The organism is Leifsonia poae (assembly GCF_050632865.1).
GTDB classification, from domain to species: Bacteria; Actinomycetota; Actinomycetes; order Actinomycetales; family Microbacteriaceae; genus Leifsonia; species Leifsonia poae_B.
Genome location: NZ_JBODSA010000003.1, coordinates 1076527 through 1093216, shown reverse-complemented (window position 1 = coordinate 1093216; position 16690 = coordinate 1076527). Strand labels below are relative to the sequence as shown.

Genomic DNA, 16690 nt, shown 5'->3' with positions numbered 1-16690 from the left:
ATGCGTGCCCGCCGAGTCCTCGCCTCCCTCGTCGTCGGTCTCGGAGTTCTCGCGCTCGGCGCGGTCGCGGCGTTGCGAGCCACGCCGTGGCCGTCGGCACTGCTCATCCGGCGGGTTTTCACCAAGGGCGCCCGAGAGACCGTCGCCGAGATGCTGCCGTTCGTGCCGGGCGGCGTGACCGCTCGCACCGGCGTGCCCGTCGGGCCGGCAGCCGGCGGTCTCACGTTCGACGTCTTCCGTCCCTCCGACGCGGAGGGTGCGCTCCCCACGGTCGTCTGGGTGCATGGCGGGGCGTGGCTGTCGGGTTCGAGCTGGGATGTGGAGCCGTACCTCCGCATCCTCGCCGCAGAGGGTTTCACCACCGTCGGACTGAACTACACCCTCGCGCCGGAGGCGGCCTATCCGACGGCGATCCGGCAACTGAACGACGCGCTCGCGCACCTGGTGGCGCACGCCGACGAATACGGGATCGACCCCTCGCGCATCGTCCTGGCGGGCGACTCCGCGGGTGCCCAGTTGGCCAGCCAGCTCGCCGTGCTGGCGACGAACGCCGAGTACGCCGATCTCGTCGGCATCGCACCGGCTGTGGGGGGCGATCAGCTGGCCGGCGTCGTCCTCAACTGCGGCGTCTACGACCTGGATGCCCTCGCCGACCTCACGGGACTGCTCGGCTGGGGCTTCAAGACCGCGATGTGGGCGTACGCCGGCACGAAGGACTGGTCGGACAGCCCGGCCGGACGCACCATGTCCACCCTCGAATTCGTGACCGCTGACTTTCCGCCCGCGTACGTCTCGGGCGGCAACGGCGACGGCCTCACCGCAACCCAATCCGTCCCGCTGGCAGCGGCGTTGCGTGCAGCGGGAGTCGACGTGACGGAGCTGTTCTGGCCGGTCGACCACGAACCCGCGCTGCCGCACGAGTACCAGTTCCATCTGCGCTTCCCGGAGGCGCGGGAAGCGCTCAGTGCGACCGTCGCGTTCCTCCGGGAGCGCACGAGTCAGGCCGACACCGCGAACGACGCCGCCTGACTCAGGCGGTAACGGCCTCGCCGTCGCTCTCATCGACGTGTCGCTTCAGCATCCGGGACCGGAGTGCCAGCAGCCCGCCGATGACGACCGACGCTGCCGCGATCGAGTACGCCACCCACGCGAGACTGGACCCGGTGCTCGCGAGAACTGTCGTGCCGGTGGCTCCGATCCCGACGAGGATTCCCCCGCTGTTGTACATTCCGACTCCTGTTTTGCCTCTCGGGAAGGCGCGACGAAATGCTCGCAGCGCCGAGGACTCCATCTCGTGGATGAGATGCCTCACTAGAAAAGACGGGCGGACGCGGAGTTCCTTACGCGATGTCCGGGCTTTTATGCGTTTCCACAGGTTGGCGCGTCAGGACCCGCACCCGCTGCTGCGTCAGCAGGATGCCGGCGAGCACGACCACCGCGCCGACCGGCTCGTTCCAGGTCAGGTGCTCACCCAGCACCAGGATCCCGAGCGCGACCCCGACGACCGGTGTGACGTACGTGACGCCCGACGTCAGCGTCGGCCCCCACGCGCGGAGCACGTTCATGTTCCAGATGTAGACGACGCCGGTCCCGAGCGCGCCGAGCGCCAGGAGGGAGAGGAGCACCGGCCAGCTGAAGTCGATCGGATGCCAGGCGACGATCGGGGTCAGCAGCACCATGATCACCGCCGCCAGCCCGATGTTGAGGAACGCGCTCGTGGTGGACGACACGTTGCGCGGGCTGATGAAGCGTCGGATGTAGCCGAAGCTGAAGCCGTAGCAGGTGACTGCGCCGAGGCAGGCGAGCTGTCCCCACAGGCTGCCGGCGAGCGCATCCACCGCCCACGGTCCGACGACGATCACCACGCCGACGATGCCGACGAGGACACCGAGGACCTGGTCGCGATTCAGCTTCTCGACCCGGAAGGCCGCGGTGGCCAGGATGGCCGTCGTGATCGGCGTAACGGCGTTGTAGATGCTGGCCAGGCTCGACGAGACGTACTGCTCGGCCCAGGCGAACAAGAGGAACGGGATGACGCAGTACGTGACGGCGACCACCGTGAAGTGCACCCAGACGATCGGCTCGCGCGGGAGGCGGGCACGCGTCGCGAGCGCGATGACGCCCAGCGTGATGGCGCCGAACACGAGACGCGCCCACGCCACCTGCCCGAAGCTCACGCCCTCCAGCGCGACCTTCATGAACAGGAAGCTCGCTCCCCAGACGAGCCCCATCGCGACGAACTGCACAGCGACCTTCACGTTTCGACGTTAGCGGGCGCCAGGGACCCTCCGCGCGCGAGAATCGGACAGGGATGCACCACATCCGGCCAGCGGGAATACTTTCTATCGCCCGACGTTGTATGCATTTGCATAGAAACGGCGAGACAAACAAGAGGAGCCAGACATGCAGTACGGAATCTTCTCCGTCAGCGACATCACCCGCGACCCGGTGTCCGGTGTGACGCCGAGCGAGGCGGAGCGCATCGACGCGATCGTGAAGATCGCCACCCACGCGGAGGAGGTCGGGCTGGATGTCTTCGCCGTCGGCGAGCACCACAACCCGCCGTTCTTCTCGTCGTCCCCGACGACCCTGCTGTCCCACATCGCCGCCCTCACCAAGACCCTGACGGTGACGACCTCGACGACGCTGATCACCACGAACGACCCGGTGCGTATCGCCGAGGAGTACGCGATGCTGCAGCACCTGTCGAAGGGCCGCATGGACCTGATGATCGGCCGCGGCAACACGGGACCTGTGTACCCGTGGTTCGGTCAGGACATCCGTCAGAGCCTTCCGCTCGCCCTCGAGAACTACAACCTGCTCCACCGCCTCTGGCATGAGGACGTCGTGGACTGGGAGGGACGCTTCCGCACCCCGCTGCAGGGCTTCACCTCCACGCCGCGCCCGCTGGACGACGTCCCGCCGTTCGTGTGGCACGGCAGCATCCGCACCCCGGAGATCGCCGAGCAGGCCGCGTTCTACGGCAACGGCTTCTTCGCGAACAACATCTTCTGGCCGAAGGAGCACTACGCGCGCCTCATCGCGTTCTACCGCGAGCGCTTCGAGCACTACGGCCACGGCACCGCGAAGCAGGCGATCGTCGGCCTCGGCGGCCAGGCGTTCGTCGCGAAGAACTCGCAGGACGCGAAGGACCAGTTCCGTCCGTACTTCAACGAGGCCCCCGTCTACGGCAACGGCCCGACGATGGAGGAGTTCGAGGAGGCGACCCCGCTCACCGTGGGCAGCCCGCAGGAGATCATCGACAAGACCCTGACCTTCCGTGAATGGGCCGGCGACTACCAGCGCCAGCTGTTCCTCGTCGACCACGCCGGTCTGCCGCTCAAGACCGTGCTCGAGCAGCTGGACCTGCTCGGCGAGCACGTCATCCCGGTGCTGCGCAAGGAGACCGAGGCCCGCAAGGATCCCGAGACCCCCGAGGCCCCGACCCACGCGTCGCTCGTGAAGGCGAAGTACGGCGACGAGGCCCCGCGCCAGCCGCGCCCGAACGCGAACCGCGGCGACAACGTCACCGGCGCGTCCCCCTACCAGGACACCGAGGAGCAGTTCCAGGCCAGCTACCCGTCGCTCTGAGCGACCACGGACGCGAACCGACGAACGAGAGAAGGAAGATCATGACCAGCACCGAGCAGCGGCCGTTCCGGGTCGTGGTGGTGAACGCGGGCGTCAGCGACCCGTCATCCACCAAGATGCTCGCCGACCGGCTCGCCCTGCGCGTCGAGGCGAACGCCCAGCGCGACGGACGGACGGTGGAGACGCTGAACCTCGACCTGCGCGAGCTGCTGCCCGAGCTGGGCGCGGCCCTCGCGTCCGGCCACCTGGGCCCGAAGTTCACGAAGGCGGTCGAGGCCCTGAAGTCGGCGGACGGCATCATCGCGACGGCGCCGGTCTACAAGGCCGGCCCGAGCGGGCTGTTCACCTCCTTCTTCCAGGTGCTCGACAACGACCTGCTGATCGCGAAGCCCGTCGTCCTCGGCGCGACCGCCGGCACCGCCCGGCACGCGCTGGTCGTCGACGGCGAGATGCGGTCGCTGTTCGCCTTCCTCCGCACGATGACCGCGCCGACCTCGGTGTTCGCGTCGACGGAGGACTGGCAGGACTCGTCCCTGGCCAAGCGCATCGACCGCGCGGCGCGCGAACTCGTCGTGCTGATGGAGTCCGAGGTCGAGGCGAAGATCACCGACACCTCGTGGGACAGCTACCAGCACGAGTTCGGCTCCGCGGGCGGCAACGCCCTCGGCATCGACCTGGAGTCGGACCTCATGCGCCTGGCCACCGGCGGAAGCCTTCCCGGCCGGCGATAGCAGCGGACAGCCTTCCGTCCGCGAACGTGCCCCGGCGAGCGCCGGGGCCCGTTGCCGTTCCCGCGCGGTAGTCTGCAGGGTAGAACAGGGAGGTCTTGGGGTTGGACGTTCTCAGCGTGCTGCACTGGATCGGCGTGATCGTGTGCCTGATCCTCGCGCTGTCGGGGCTCATCCCGGTAATCGCCGCGGCCGCGACGTTCGTCGTCATCCCCTTCCACGCGTGGATCAACCACTACAAGAAGGCGGCGCCGTACCTCCCCCGCGTCGCCATCGTCGTCCCGGCCTGGAACGAGGGCGCCGTCATCGGCGCCTCCATCGACCGGCTGATGAAGCTCGACTATCCGCTCGAGGCGCTGCGCATCTACGTGGTCGACGACGCCAGCACCGACGACACCCCCGACGTGGTCCGCGACCGCGCGGCGCGCTACCCCGGCAACGTCTACCTGTTCCGGCGCGAGCAGGGCGGCCAGGGCAAGGCGCACACGCTCAACCACGGCATCGAGCGCATCCTCCAGGACGACTGGATGGAGGCGCTGCTCATCATGGACGCCGACGTCATCTACCTGCCGGACTCGCTGCGCCGGATGACCCGCCACCTCGCCGACCCGGACGTCGGCGCGGTCTCGGCGTACATCCGCGAGGGCAGCAGCGAGCGCAACTACCTCACCAAGTTCGTCGGCGTCGAGTACGTGCTCTCGCAGCCTGCGGCCCGCCGCGCGCAGAACGTTCTCGGCGCACAGGCCTGCCTGGCCGGCGGCGCGCAGCTGCACACGCGCGAGAACCTGCTGGCGATCGGCGGCCGCATCGACACCTCGTCACTCGCCGAGGACACCATCACCACGTTCGAGACGCAGCTGCTGGGAAAGAAGGTCGTCTTCGAGCCGCACGCGCACGTCCTCGCCGAGGAGCCGAACCGGGTCGACGCGCTCTGGAAGCAGCGTCTGCGCTGGGCCCGCGGCAACGTGACCGTGACGGCCCGCTACGCCAAGGTCTGGTTCCGTCCGTCGCGGAGGCACCACCTCGGTGGGATCAGCTTCGGTATCGTCTGGTTCAGCCTGTGGCTGCTGCCGCTCATCATGATCACGTCGGCGATCGGCTTGGCGGGGCTGCTGTTCCTGCAGGACGAGCTGGCGACCAACGTGTTCCGCGTGCTGTGGATCTCGGCGGCGCTCGCCTACCTCTTCGTCCTGATACTCGGCTCGCAGACCGACGGCTCCACGACCAAGCACACGCTCGGCCATGTCATCCTGTTCCCGGGCATCATCAACATGCTGGTCATGGTCACGGCCTTGTTCCCACCGGTGATGCTGGTCTGGCTCCCGGGCCTCTTCGGCTGGACGCTGTCCGGCCCGACGCTCTTCGTGCTGACGCTGGCGATCTACATCTGGATCCCGTTCTCCATGGTCGTCGCCTGGCTCGCCCGCAAGGCGGAGAAGACCCGCGCCGGCCGCTGGCTGGCCCCCGCCCTGATCTACCTCGCGGGCTACGGCTCGCTCCTGTGCGCGATCACGTTCGACTCCTACCTGAAGGAGCTGGCCGGGACCGAGGCGAAGTGGGACAAGACGGAGAAGGTCGGGCGGGTCGCGACGAGCTGACCTGTCATACCCCGGGACCACATCCCGAGGATGACCCCGCCGCCCCAGGATGCCTCTCCCGGCCGACGCACCCCCGCGCCGCGCCCGGCCACGCTGGAAGCATGACCTCGGCACCAGCTCCGGCCCTCGCGGCCTCCGGCCTCAGCAAGTCCTACGGCTCCTCTCCCGCGCTCGCGGGCGTCGACTTCCGCGTCGATCCCGGCGACTCGGTCGCGATCATGGGCGCGTCCGGTTCGGGTAAGACGACCCTGCTCCACTGCCTCGCGGGCATCGTCGCGCCGGACGCCGGCACGGTCGTGCTCACGACGGCGAGCGGGTCGGTCGACGTCACGCGGCTGGGCGAGGCGGGGCGGTCGCGCCTGCGGCGGGAGGAGTTCGGGTTCGTGTTCCAGCAGGGGCTGCTGCTTCCCGAGCTGACCGCGGTCGAGAACGTCGCGCTCCCGCTCATGCTGACCGGCGCCGACCGCCGGGCGGCCGAGCAGACGGCGGCGATGTGGCTGGCCGCGCTCGGGCTCGCCGGATTCGAGTCGCGCCGGATCGGGGAGCTGTCCGGCGGGCAGGCGCAGCGCGTCGCCATCGCCCGTGCGCAGACGACCGGCGCGTCCGTGGTGTTCGCCGACGAACCGACCGGCGCGCTCGACTCGGCCACCTCGGCGGAGGTGATGGATGCGCTCATCCGCTCGACCACCGGACGCGGGCGCTCGCTCGTGGTCGTCACGCACGATGAGACGGTGGCGGCGCGGTGCTCGCGGGTCGTCCGTCTCGCCGACGGACGCATCGTGGACGAGGTGGCGAGCCGATGACGACGCTCCGCCTCGCCTGGCTGTTCGCGCGCCGCAGCGCCTCCGCCCGCTCGACCGTCGTCCTCCCCATCCTCGCGTTCGCGGTCGTCACCGCTCTGCTGCTCATCGTGGCGGGAGGCGCGCAGGCGTTCTTCTCGTGGACGGACGACGAGGCCGGCCTCTACCAGCTGCTCGCCGTCGTCGCGCTGTCGCTGCTCGTCGTTCCGCTGGTCGCGCTCGGTGGCTCCGCGGCACGGTTGTCCGCCCGGCGCCGGGACGACCGGCTCTCGAGCCTCCGGCTGCTCGGGGCGACGCCGCGGCTGGTCCGGGCGCTCACGGTGATCGAGTCGACCGTGCTCGCGGTGGCCGGCGCGGTCGCGGGCGTCGTGCTCGCGCTGCTCGCTGCGCCGCTGGTCGGGCTCATCCCGTTCCGCGGGCGGCCGCTCGGGTTCTCGGCGCTGCTCGGCCCGGGGTGGATCGCGCTGACCGTCCTCGGCGTCGCCCTCCTGGCGGCGGTCAGCGCGGTCGTCGGCCTGCGTGGGGTGGTGCTGTCGCCGCTCGGAGTCAGGACGCGGCAGCAGGCACCGCGCATCCACTGGCTCCGGGCGGTGCTCACCGTGGTCGCGATCGGCGTGATCGTGCTGCTGGTCTCGGCGCTTCAGGTCGTGGCGTTCAGCGCGACGGTGCTCCTCCTCGTGATCGCGGTCGCGTTCGGCGGCAGCATCGCGGTGCTCAACCTCATCGGGCCGTGGGTGCTGAAGCGGATGGCCGCGTCCCAGGCCCGCCGCGCACGCAACGCGCGCCGCCTGCTCGCGGCGCGCAGCATCCTGGAGTCGCCGAAGGCCGCCTGGCGGCAGGTCTCGGGCGTCGCGATGACCAGCTTCATGGCGGTGTTCGCCGGTGTCGGCACCGCCCTGATGGAGGCTGCAGGGGGCGGCGACGGCGACCCGCTGCTCGCCGACATCCGCACCGGCGTCATCATCACGGTCGCGGCGTCCTTCCTGATGGTCGCCTGCTCTGCCGGGGTCAACCAGGCGGCGGCGGTGCTCGACCGGCGGGACCTGTACGTCAGCCTCGACCGGATCGGAATGCCCATCTCCGAGATGAACGCGGCCCGCAGCCGGGCGGTGCTGTCGCCGCTGCGCATCACGACGGTCGGCTCGGCGGCCACGGCCGCGGTGGTGCTCCTGCCGCTCACCGGCGCGAGCCTCCTCGTGCAGCCGCTGACCCTCGCCGTCGTGGCGGGCTGCCTCGCCGCGGGCGTCCTGCTGGTGTGGGCGTCGCTCCTCGCCACCCGGCCGGTGCTCGACCGCGTGCTCGCTGAGCCGTCGCCCAGCCTCTGACCCAGTAGGGTCGTTGCATGCCCCAGAACAGCGACGTGGAAGCTGCGCTCGAGCAGCTGCACAGCATCCGTCAGAGCATCGACAACATCGACGCCGCGGTCATCCACATGCTCGCGGAGCGGTTCAAGTTCACGCAGCAGGTGGGCGCGCTGAAGGCCGAGCACGGGCTGCCGCCGGCGGATCCGGAGCGCGAGAAGCAGCAGATCCAGCGCCTGCGGGCGCTTGCGGAGGAGAGCCACCTCGACCCGGCCTTCGCGGAGAAGTTCCTGACGTTCATCGTCGCGGAGGTCATCCACCACCACGAGCGCATCGCCGTCGAGAACGGCAAGTAGCCGGTGGGTTGGGACGCGGCGGCCCTGCCGGATGCGCGGGGCCGGACGGTCGTGGTGACCGGAGCGAATGCGGGGGTCGGGTACTTCACGGCCGAACAGCTGGCAGGCGCGGGCGCTCACGTCGTCCTCGGCTGCCGCGACCCGGAGCGCGCCGAGGCGGCCGTCTCGGCCATCCGCCGGCGGGTGCCGCGCGCGAGCGTCGAGGCGCTGCCGCTGGATGTGACCGACCGGCGCTCGATCGACGCGGCCGCCGACTCCCTCCTGGCCCGGGATGGGGTGGATGCGCTGGTGCTCAACGCGGGCATCGTGCACCCGCCGCGGACGCGCCGGACCGACGCGTACGGCAACGAGCTGGTGCTCTCGACGAACGTTCTCGGGCATTTCCGCCTGGTCGCACGGGCGCTTCCCGCGATCGCGGACGACGGGCGGATCGTGACCCTGGGCTCACTCGCCAGCCGTCTCGGACGGCTCCGCCTGGACGACCTGCAGCTGGAGCAGGGATACACCTCCTGGCGTGCGTACTCGGGCTCCAAGATTGCGGCGCAGGTGTTCGGGTTCGAGCTCGACCGGCGGTTGCGTGCGGCGGGGTCGTCCGTCGAGAGCATCGTCGTGCATCCCGGCTACTCCACGTCGGGGCGGACGCCCGGCATCCGGGGCGTCAACCAGCCGTCGCGGCTGAAGCGCTTCGCGGACAACCTGCAGGCGGCGTGGACGCAGGGGAAGGACGACGGCGCGCACGTCCCGGTGCGGGCCGTGCTCGACCCCACGATCTCGGGCGGCGACCACCTCGGCCCCGCGCTGTGGACGAAGGGCGCGCCCGCCCACGCCCCCGCGACGCGCGCCACCCGCTCCCCGCGCCAGGGCGCCCGCCTCTGGCCGCTCCTCGAGGCCGCCTCCGGCCAGCCCTTCCCCCTCCCCTAGCCGTCGAGCACAGGAGAAACGTCGCCGTTCGAGTCGAAGGGCAACGTTTTTCCTGTGCTCGGGGGCCGGCTAGGCGACGACGATCGAGAGGAGGCGGTGGGAGGCGGGGACTGCGGCGCGTAGGGCGTCGCGGGCGGAGGCGTAGTCGGGGCCCTCCGCCTCGATCTCGGCGACCGCGCTCTCGCGGATGATCGCCTTCGCGATCACGCGACCGCCGCGCGGCATCGCGTTGTGCACCTGCAGCAGCTCGAAGCCCTCCGGGACCTGCTCCTCGATCAGCGCCCGCGCCGACTGGGCGTCGTCCGCCTCCGCCGTCAACTCGCGCGTCTCGCTGTTCTGGATCAGACCGACCACCTTCATATCTTCCACGCTAGCCGACGTCAGGCCTCGACCGGTGCCGCCTCCTCCGCGCGGTCCTCGACGCGCATCTCCGGCGGCGTCCGGCGGAACCCGCGGGTCAGCACCGCGAGGTACACGACGCCGATCACGAGCCACCCGATCCCGAGCCAGAGCGCGATCGGGCCGAGCTGGGTGAGGAGGTAGAGGTCCACCGCGGCGCCCACCGCGGGCAGCACCACGAACTTCGCGACAGAGAGCCGGTCGCCGCGGCGGCGGTTCCGGGCGAAGTGGACGATCACGCAGACGTTCACCATCGTGAAGGTGAGGAACGCGCCGAAGTTGATGAACGAGGTGGCGGTGTCGAGCGACAGCCCGAGACCGAACATCGCCACGACGCCGATCAGGATGAGGTTCAGCAGCGGGGTGTTGAACCGCGCGTTCAGGCGGCCGAAGAAGCCCCGCGGGAGCACGCCGTCGCGTCCCATGACGAACATCAGCCGGCTCGTGCTCGCCTGGATGGCCATGGCCGAGGCGAAGCCGCCCACGATGACGACGAGGTTGACGATGTTCGCGAACACCGGGCCGCCGACCAGCACCGACATGGCGTAGGACGCCGTCGAGGGGTCCTTGAACTCCCCGCCCGGGTGCACCAGCTGCATGACGTACGAGACGACGACGAAGATCAGCCCGCCGATGATGACCGCCAGGAAGATGCCGCGCGGGATGTTGCGCTCCGGGTCGCGGGTCTCCTCGCTCAGCGTGCTGATCGCGTCGAAGCCGAGGAAGGAGTACGCGGCGATCGCAGCGCCGCCCGAGACGGCCGCGATGGTGGTCGAGTCGTTCCACAGCGGCGCGGTCAGGGAGGCGGGGTGGTTCCCGACGAGGTGGCCGATGCACAGCACCACGAACGCGGCGATGCCGAGGCCGGTCAGCGTCATCAGCGTCCGGTTGACGCGGTCGGCGAGCACGATGCCGAGGCCGTTCACGATGGTCGTGACGACGATGTTGATCAGGAGCCAGACCCACACCGGCACGGCCGGGAACTGCGCGTTCAGGTACACCGACTGGATCAGCCACGCGACCATCGGCAGGAAGAAGTAGTCGAGCAGGATCGCCCATCCCACCAGGAAGCCGACGTGCGGGTTGATGGTGCGGCGCGCGTACGTGTACGCGGAGCCCGCGGCCGGGAAGATCCGCGCCATCTTGCCGTAGCTCAGGGCGGTCAGGGACATGGCGGCCGCCGCGATGATGTACGCGGTCGGCGTGGTGCCGTTGCTGGCGCCGGCGATCACGCCGAACGTCAGCATCACGATGGCCGGCGACATGTAGGCGACGCCGAACAGCACGATGGAGGAGAGGGACAGCTTGGCCGTCAGGCGGGTGGGCGCGCTCATGCGGACACCTCCGCAGCGGTCGCGACGGACGCCGGGGCCCAGCGGCCGGAGGAGATCCGGCCGTCGTAGAGCGGCAGCTCGAGGCTCGACTGCTCGCCCTCGTACTGCATCCACGGCCGGGTCACCCCTCCGCTGCCGTAGCGGCGGACGGCGGCGACCTCGTCGAGGTCGATGACGTCGGTCAGCACCGCGGTCTCCGAGCTCTCCGACTCGACGCGGACGCGGCCCTGCGGGTCGGCGAGGAGGCTGCGGCCGAGGCCGTTCGGCGCCGCGGCGTTGACGCTCGCGACGAACACCTGGTTGACGATCGCGTTCGCCTTCGCGATCGTGACCTCCTGCGCCCGGTCGGAGGTCGGGGTTTGGACGAGGTTCAGGATGAGCTCCGCGCCCATCCAGGCCAGGTGACGGCTCGACTCGGGGAACCACGCGTCGTAGCAGATCGAGAGGCCGACGCGGCCGAAGCCGGTCATGTCGAAGACGACGAACTCGTCGCCGGCGGCCACCGTCTCGTACGGGCGCCACGGGAAGACCTTGCGGTAAGACGCGACGCGGCGTCCCTCCGGCGAGTAGGCGACGGCCGTGTTGTAGATGCGGCCGTCGGCGCCGCGCTCGTAGACGCTGCCGGGGACGAGCCAGCGGCCGAGGTCGCCGGCAAGCTCCGCCAGGGCGCGGTCGCGCGGCCCGTCGAGCGGCTGCGCAAGCGCCTCGATGCGCTCGGCCGTCTCGTCCGGGGTCGCCTCGCCGAGGCCGGTGAGGTGGAGTTCGGGATGCACGAACAGGTGCGTGTCGCGGTGGATGCGGGTGAGCTGTTCGAGATGCGCCGCGAAGGCGCCGATGTCGTGTGAGGGGGCCGTCGGCGCTTGCACCAGGGCCAGGGAGAGCGGGCGGGTCATCGTCAACCGTGTTCCGTCGGGGCCGCCGTGCGACCGTACGAGTTAATTAAACGCAATTTATATAAAGAATCGCCGGGCGTGTCAAACGACGGTGGACGGTATGCGACGATCGACTTATGGCACGACCCCGGGAGCAGACGAAGCGGCGCGAGGAACTGATCGCCGCCGCCTCCAGCGCCATGCTCCTCCACGGCTCCAACGACCTCCGGCTCGCGGACATCGCCAAGGAGGCCGGGCTCACCTCCGCCTCGGTGCTCTACTACTACCCCGACGTGCGCGAGCTCTACACGGCCGTCTTCGCGCAGGGCAGCGACGAGTACTGCCGGCACCGCGAGGAGCGGGTGGAGGCCGCATCCACCCCCGAGGCCAAGCTCGCCGAGTGCATCGCGTCGGGCATCCCGTGGCCGGGCCGCGCGGAGGAGACCAGCCGCATCCTGTACGAGCTCACGCCGATCGTGCTGCGCAACCCGGTGGCGGCGGCCGAGAACGCGGCGCTCATCCAGCGCCAGGTCGCCCTCTACGAGCGGGTGCTGCGGGAGTGCGCCGAGTCGGGCCGCTTCCGTCTGCTGCAGCCGGCGGACGTGCTCGCGCGCAGCTTCATCGCGCTTGAGGACGGCTACGGCGTGGATGTGCTCACCGGCGACCTCGCGCCCGAGACCGAGCAGCAATGGCTGATGGACTACGCGCGCATCATGGTGGCCGCGGTCTGACCGCAGCCCTGTCCCGCCCGGCGGCCTCCCGATACGGTGAAGGGATGGACTTCCGCACTGCACCCCTCGACGACACGTCCGCCCAGGCCCTCGCCGCGACCGGCCTCCGCTACGCGCTGGTCGACGCCTCCGACACCGAAGCCCTCGACGGCTGGACGCGCGCCGACTTCCGCGGCTTCCACGGCCGGCGCCCGTCGCCCGAGCAGCTGGCGGGGGCCCGGGAGAACTTCGCGCCGCGGCGCAACACCGGGGTCTACGACGACGCCGGGGCGACCACCGACCCGGTCGGCACCGTCAACACGTGGCCTGCGCCGCTCACCGTCCCGGGCGGCGCGCGCGTCGACTCCTGGGCGATCAGCTCGGTGACGGTCGCGCCGACGCACCGGCGCCGCGGGATCGCGACGGCGTTGCTGGGCGGCGAGCTCCGGACGGCGCACGCCCTGGGCCTGCCGCTCGCCATCCTCACCGTCTCCGAGTCGGTCATCTACGGCCGCTGGGGCTTCGGGCCCGCGACCTGGGCGACGGCCTGGTCCGTGGACACGAAGCGCGTCCGGTGGGTGGGAGGCGACACCCCCGGCCGCCTGTCGTTCACCGAGCCGGAGGACTACGAGGAGACGGGCGCGCAGGTGCTCGACCGCGTCATGGCCGCCCGGCCCGGGGAGATCGGCCTGGAGCCGTATCTCGCGAAGCGCCTGGTCGGCCCGCTCAAGGGCGACCCGGAGGCCGACAAGGCGCGCCTGGTCCGCTACGACTCCGCCGACGGCGAGCCGGAGGGCTTCGTCTCGTACTCGCTCAAGGGCGGGGACGAGGACTTCACCCGCCACACCGTGGAGGTGCGCTACCTGGCCGCCGCGACCCCGGAGGCGCTGCGCGCGCTGTGGCGCTTCCTGCTGGAGCTCGACCTCGTCGCCGAGGTGAAGGTCTGGACGCGCGGTGTCGACGAGCCGCTGCAGGCCCTGGTGAACGACGTCCGCGGCGCGCACGTCACGGACCTCGAGGATCACCTGTGGGTCCGCATCCTCGACGTCCCGGCCGCGCTGCAGGCCCGGACCTACGAGCGCGACGGATCGCTGGTGCTGGAGGTCGCGGACGAGCTGGGCTTCGCGGCGGGGCGGTACCGGTTGACGGTGCAGGAGGGCCGCGCGACCGTGTCGCCGACGGAGGACGCGGCCGACGTGACACTGCCGGTGACCGCGTTGGGCAGCGGGTACCTGGGGCACGACGTGGTGCGGGGCCTTGCACTGGCGGGCCGTATCCAGGGTGACGCCGACGCGCTGGACCGCCTGTTCCGCACGGCGGTCCCTCCGCGGCTCAGCACCTGGTTCTGAGCTTCTGGTTGACGCAATACGCCGTCGTGCCCGTGGGCGCGACGGCGTGTTGCGTCAACTGGAGAGGTCGGCTCAGTCGATCAGGTCGTGGCGCACCACGATCTGGTCGCGGGCGGGGCCCACGCCGATCGCGGAGATGCGGGCGCCGGACAGGCGCTCCAGGGCGAGGACGTAGTCCTGCGCGTTCTTCGGCAGGTCGTCGAAGGTGCGGGCGCCGCTGATGTCTTCCGTCCAGCCGGGGAACTCCTCGTAGATCGGCTTCGCGTGATGGAAGTCGCTCTGCGAGGCGGGGACCTCGTCGTGGCGGACGCCGTCCACGTCGTAGGCGACCGCGACGGGGATGCGCTCGATGCCGGTCAGCGTGTCCAGCTTGGTGAGCACGAAGTCGGTGACGCCGTTGATGCGTGCGGTGTAGCGGGCGACCGGGGCGTCGTACCAGCCCGTGCGGCGCGGGCGGCCGGTCGTGGTGCCGAACTCGAAACCGCGCTCGCGCAGGAACTCGCCCCACTCGTCGAACAGCTCGGTCGGGAACGGACCGGCGCCGACGCGGGTCGTGTACGCCTTGACGATGCCGATGACGCGGTCGATGCGGTTCGGGCCGATGCCCGAGCCGGTCGCGGCGCCGCCGGCGGTGGAGTTGGAGGAGGTGACGAACGGGTACGTGCCGTGGTCGACATCCAGCATGGTCGCCTGACCGCCCTCGAAGAGCACGTACTTGCCCTCCTCCAGCGCCTGGTTGAGCAGGAGCGAGCTGTCGACGACCATCGGCCGCAGGCGCTCGGCGTACTCGAGAAGCTGCTCGACGACCTCGTCGACCGTGATCGCGCGGCGGTTGTAGACCTTGACCAGCAGGTGGTTCTTCTGGTCGAGGGCGCCCTCGACCTTCTGGCGCAGGATGTTCTCGTCGAAGAGGTCCTGGATGCGGATGCCGACGCGGTTGATCTTGTCGGCGTAGGTGGGGCCGATGCCGCGGCCGGTGGTGCCGATCTGGCGCTTGCCGAGGAAGCGCTCGGTGACCTTGTCGATCGTGCGGTGGTACGAGGTGATCACGTGCGCATTCGACGACACCTTCAGGCGCGAGACGTCGACGCCGCGGGCGATGAGCGCGTCCAGCTCCTCGAACAGCACCTCGATGTCGACGACGACGCCGTTCGCGATCACGGGGACGACGCCCTCGGTCAGGATGCCGGACGGCAGCAGGTGCAGGGCGTACTTCTCGTCGCCGATGACGACCGTGTGACCCGCGTTGTTGCCGCCGTTGAACTTGACGACATAGTCGATGCGGCTCCCCAGGACGTCGGTCGCCTTGCCTTTGCCTTCGTCGCCCCACTGGGCGCCGATGATCACGATCGCGGGCACGTGGATGTCCTCTCCATGGATGGAACGCGTCGGCGCCACGCGGACGACCGTCGCACTCGATCCTATCGCGAGGCGTGTTTCGGCCCCGCACCGGGCACATCGCCTCGACGGAACCCCGTCACGAACCCGTCGAATCGCTGTCATTACGTTTGGGGGCTCGTCCGAGCCGCTACCTCACCGGAATGAAAGGTCTCCATGACCAGGTCCACATTTTTCTTCGACCCGCCGTTCACGACGAGCGGAGTCACGGCGTCGCTCGCCAAGACGGCGAAGCCCGTCTACGGCGTGCTCGGCTTCGTCATCTTCATCACGCTCACGCTCGTCACCATCGGCGTCGGCCTGGTGGCGCAACCGCTGGTCGTCTCCCTCCTCGGCGCCGAGTCGCCGTGGGTCACGTCGCTCACGGTGTTCGTCACGTTCCTGCCGCTGTGGGTGTTCTTCCTGATCTTCACCATCCGCAACCGTCGCCACGGCTCGGGTCTGACCTCGCGCGGCGTCGGCCGGTTCCTGCTGGGCGTCGTGGTCGGGATCGCCCTGGTCTGGATGATCATGCTGACGCTGGTGCTGTTCTTCGGCGGCCGTTTCACGTTCAACGCGCAGGCGTTCGCCGCACCCGCGTTCTGGCCGGTCGCCGTTGTCTCCCTCCTCGTGTTCTACGTGCAGGGCTCGGGCGAGGAGTTCATGTTCCGCAGCATGATGGCGCGCTTTCTGGCGCGACGATTCTCGGCCGTGACGATCGTGATCGTGACCGCTGCCGCGTTCTCGGCCGTTCACTTCTCCAACGGGATGAAGCAGCCGCTCGTGTTCCTCTACACCTTCGTGATCGGCCTGCTTCTCGGGCTCTTGGCGGTCACCAGCAACTCGCTCTGGCTGGTCCTAGGCCTGCACGGCGTCTACAACTGGGCCACCGGTTACCTCACGAGCATCTTCCTGCAGGCGCCGGCCGATCCGGCGATCGCCCCGCTGGCGACGTCCGTGGCCGGAGGTGTCGCCATCGTGGTCGTGGTGATCGTCCTCCAGGTGACCAAGCCCGGCTGGCACCGGGAGAAGGCGGCCGTCGCCCCGGAGCGCACCCCGGCGCGCGCCGACGAGCCGGTCGTCGCGTGACCGGCACCGTCCCGACGAGATCCCCTTCCTCCACGCTTCCGGCCTCGCCGAGGTGTCGTACAACGAGGCGGAGAAGGAGTACCACTACGGCATCCCGACGGACGAGTCGGATGCGGTGAAGGCAGCCGGCGCTCTCCTCGAGCGTCACGGCTTCACCAAGTCAGGCAGCACGTACGTCAAAGGCTCGTGGACGGTTGAACTCTCCGGAACAGGGAAGGACGTCACGTACGACATCGACGGCAAGTGACGTCGATGGGCGGATCGG

At 70.1% G+C, this 16690-nt stretch carries 18 protein-coding genes; 12 read left to right on the top strand and 6 right to left on the bottom strand.

The annotated features are described in order from the left end of the window. Positions 1 to 1029: an alpha/beta hydrolase gene (locus tag ACRAWB_RS15720; RefSeq protein ID WP_431354176.1), complete on the top strand. Its 1029-nt coding sequence runs from the start codon at positions 1 to 3 to the stop codon at positions 1027 to 1029. Position 1030: 1 nt separating this feature from the next. Here the strand turns inward: ACRAWB_RS15720 and ACRAWB_RS15715 are convergent, their stop codons facing one another. Beyond that, positions 1031 to 1228 (bottom strand): hypothetical protein, encoded by a 198-nt coding sequence (locus ACRAWB_RS15715; protein ID WP_431354175.1) that lies wholly within the window; start codon positions 1226 to 1228, stop codon positions 1031 to 1033. 112 nt (positions 1229 to 1340) lie between these two features. After that, positions 1341 to 2258 (bottom strand): DMT family transporter, encoded by a 918-nt coding sequence (locus tag ACRAWB_RS15710; RefSeq protein WP_431354174.1) that lies wholly within the window; start codon positions 2256 to 2258, stop codon positions 1341 to 1343. Positions 2259 to 2403: 145 nt separating this feature from the next. Here ACRAWB_RS15710 and ACRAWB_RS15705 point away from each other — a divergent pair, with 145 nt between their 5' ends. From ACRAWB_RS15705 to ACRAWB_RS15675, 7 genes are all read left to right on the top strand, one after another. Then, positions 2404 to 3591: an LLM class flavin-dependent oxidoreductase gene (locus ACRAWB_RS15705; RefSeq protein WP_431354173.1), complete on the top strand. Its 1188-nt coding sequence runs from the start codon at positions 2404 to 2406 to the stop codon at positions 3589 to 3591. A gap of 41 nt (positions 3592 to 3632) precedes the next feature. Then, the gene (locus ACRAWB_RS15700; protein WP_431354172.1) at positions 3633 to 4322 is read left to right on the top strand and encodes a CE1759 family FMN reductase; all 690 of its coding nucleotides are present in this window, start codon (positions 3633 to 3635) and stop codon (positions 4320 to 4322) included. 116 nt (positions 4323 to 4438) lie between these two features. Next, positions 4439 to 5917: a glycosyltransferase gene (locus tag ACRAWB_RS15695; protein WP_431354528.1), complete on the top strand. Its 1479-nt coding sequence runs from the start codon at positions 4439 to 4441 to the stop codon at positions 5915 to 5917. 101 nt (positions 5918 to 6018) lie between these two features. Beyond that, a complete protein-coding gene (locus tag ACRAWB_RS15690) occupies positions 6019 to 6720 on the top strand; it encodes an ABC transporter ATP-binding protein (RefSeq protein ID WP_431354171.1) in 702 nt (233 codons plus the stop codon). After that, on the top strand, positions 6717 to 8042 hold the full coding sequence (locus ACRAWB_RS15685) for an FtsX-like permease family protein (protein WP_431354170.1): 1326 nt from the start codon (positions 6717 to 6719) through the stop codon (positions 8040 to 8042). The genes ACRAWB_RS15690 and ACRAWB_RS15685 overlap by 4 nt, the downstream gene beginning before the upstream one ends. Positions 8043 to 8059: 17 nt before the next feature. Further along, positions 8060 to 8374, top strand: coding sequence for a chorismate mutase (locus tag ACRAWB_RS15680; RefSeq protein WP_363805857.1), 315 nt, complete (start codon positions 8060 to 8062; stop codon positions 8372 to 8374). Between the two features lie 3 nt (positions 8375 to 8377). Further along, positions 8378 to 9295, top strand: coding sequence for an SDR family NAD(P)-dependent oxidoreductase (locus ACRAWB_RS15675; RefSeq protein WP_431354169.1), 918 nt, complete (start codon positions 8378 to 8380; stop codon positions 9293 to 9295). A gap of 69 nt (positions 9296 to 9364) precedes the next feature. Here the strand turns inward: ACRAWB_RS15675 and ACRAWB_RS15670 are convergent, their stop codons facing one another. The 3 genes from ACRAWB_RS15670 to ACRAWB_RS15660 are packed head-to-tail and all read right to left on the bottom strand — an operon-like array spanning position 9365 to position 11921. Next, positions 9365 to 9655 (bottom strand): hypothetical protein, encoded by a 291-nt coding sequence (locus ACRAWB_RS15670; protein ID WP_431354168.1) that lies wholly within the window; start codon positions 9653 to 9655, stop codon positions 9365 to 9367. Between the two features lie 20 nt (positions 9656 to 9675). Continuing rightward, positions 9676 to 11028 (bottom strand): APC family permease, encoded by a 1353-nt coding sequence (locus tag ACRAWB_RS15665; protein WP_431354167.1) that lies wholly within the window; start codon positions 11026 to 11028, stop codon positions 9676 to 9678. Then, the gene (locus ACRAWB_RS15660; protein ID WP_431354166.1) at positions 11025 to 11921 is read right to left on the bottom strand and encodes a carbon-nitrogen hydrolase family protein; all 897 of its coding nucleotides are present in this window, start codon (positions 11919 to 11921) and stop codon (positions 11025 to 11027) included. The genes ACRAWB_RS15665 and ACRAWB_RS15660 overlap by 4 nt, the downstream gene beginning before the upstream one ends. Positions 11922 to 12037: 116 nt before the next feature. Here ACRAWB_RS15660 and ACRAWB_RS15655 point away from each other — a divergent pair, with 116 nt between their 5' ends. Beyond that, the gene (locus tag ACRAWB_RS15655) at positions 12038 to 12631 is read left to right on the top strand and encodes a TetR/AcrR family transcriptional regulator (RefSeq protein WP_431354165.1); all 594 of its coding nucleotides are present in this window, start codon (positions 12038 to 12040) and stop codon (positions 12629 to 12631) included. A 44-nt stretch (positions 12632 to 12675) separates the two neighbouring features. Further along, on the top strand, positions 12676 to 13959 hold the full coding sequence (locus tag ACRAWB_RS15650; RefSeq protein ID WP_431354164.1) for a GNAT family N-acetyltransferase: 1284 nt from the start codon (positions 12676 to 12678) through the stop codon (positions 13957 to 13959). 72 nt (positions 13960 to 14031) lie between these two features. On the opposite strand, the gene ACRAWB_RS15645 is transcribed toward ACRAWB_RS15650, so the two are convergent. Continuing rightward, complete coding sequence (locus ACRAWB_RS15645) at positions 14032 to 15318, bottom strand: adenylosuccinate synthase (protein ID WP_431354163.1); 1287 nt, start codon at positions 15316 to 15318, stop codon at positions 14032 to 14034. 195 nt (positions 15319 to 15513) lie between these two features. On the opposite strand from ACRAWB_RS15645, the gene ACRAWB_RS15640 reads away from it, so the two are divergent. After that, positions 15514 to 16425, top strand: a complete 912-nt coding sequence (locus ACRAWB_RS15640) for a CPBP family intramembrane glutamic endopeptidase (protein WP_431354162.1) — start codon at positions 15514 to 15516, stop codon at positions 16423 to 16425. Between the two features lie 52 nt (positions 16426 to 16477). Beyond that, complete coding sequence (locus ACRAWB_RS15635; RefSeq protein ID WP_431354161.1) at positions 16478 to 16672, top strand: hypothetical protein; 195 nt, start codon at positions 16478 to 16480, stop codon at positions 16670 to 16672. Positions 16673 to 16690 lie beyond the last annotated feature (18 nt).

What these genes read in the sequence shown, in the direction of transcription:
- ACRAWB_RS15685 (WP_431354170.1), top strand. Translation starts at nt 6,717, where the DNA reads ATGACGACGCTCCGCCTCGCCTGGCTGTTCGCGCGCCGCAGCGCCTCC.
- ACRAWB_RS15700 (WP_431354172.1), top strand. Translation starts at nt 3,633, where the DNA reads ATGACCAGCACCGAGCAGCGGCCGTTCCGGGTCGTGGTGGTGAACGCG.
- ACRAWB_RS15665 (WP_431354167.1), bottom strand. Translation starts at nt 11,028, where the DNA reads ATGAGCGCGCCCACCCGCCTGACGGCCAAGCTGTCCCTCTCCTCCATC.
- ACRAWB_RS15655 (WP_431354165.1), top strand. Translation starts at nt 12,038, where the DNA reads ATGGCACGACCCCGGGAGCAGACGAAGCGGCGCGAGGAACTGATCGCC.
- ACRAWB_RS15650 (WP_431354164.1), top strand. Translation starts at nt 12,676, where the DNA reads ATGGACTTCCGCACTGCACCCCTCGACGACACGTCCGCCCAGGCCCTC.
- ACRAWB_RS15660 (WP_431354166.1), bottom strand. Translation starts at nt 11,921, where the DNA reads ATGACCCGCCCGCTCTCCCTGGCCCTGGTGCAAGCGCCGACGGCCCCC.
- ACRAWB_RS15680 (WP_363805857.1), top strand. Translation starts at nt 8,060, where the DNA reads ATGCCCCAGAACAGCGACGTGGAAGCTGCGCTCGAGCAGCTGCACAGC.
- ACRAWB_RS15715 (WP_431354175.1), bottom strand. Translation starts at nt 1,228, where the DNA reads ATGTACAACAGCGGGGGAATCCTCGTCGGGATCGGAGCCACCGGCACG.
- ACRAWB_RS15670 (WP_431354168.1), bottom strand. Translation starts at nt 9,655, where the DNA reads ATGAAGGTGGTCGGTCTGATCCAGAACAGCGAGACGCGCGAGTTGACG.
- ACRAWB_RS15640 (WP_431354162.1), top strand. Translation starts at nt 15,514, where the DNA reads ATGACCAGGTCCACATTTTTCTTCGACCCGCCGTTCACGACGAGCGGA.
- ACRAWB_RS15720 (WP_431354176.1), top strand. Translation starts at nt 1, where the DNA reads ATGCGTGCCCGCCGAGTCCTCGCCTCCCTCGTCGTCGGTCTCGGAGTT.
- ACRAWB_RS15690 (WP_431354171.1), top strand. Translation starts at nt 6,019, where the DNA reads ATGACCTCGGCACCAGCTCCGGCCCTCGCGGCCTCCGGCCTCAGCAAG.
- ACRAWB_RS15705 (WP_431354173.1), top strand. Translation starts at nt 2,404, where the DNA reads ATGCAGTACGGAATCTTCTCCGTCAGCGACATCACCCGCGACCCGGTG.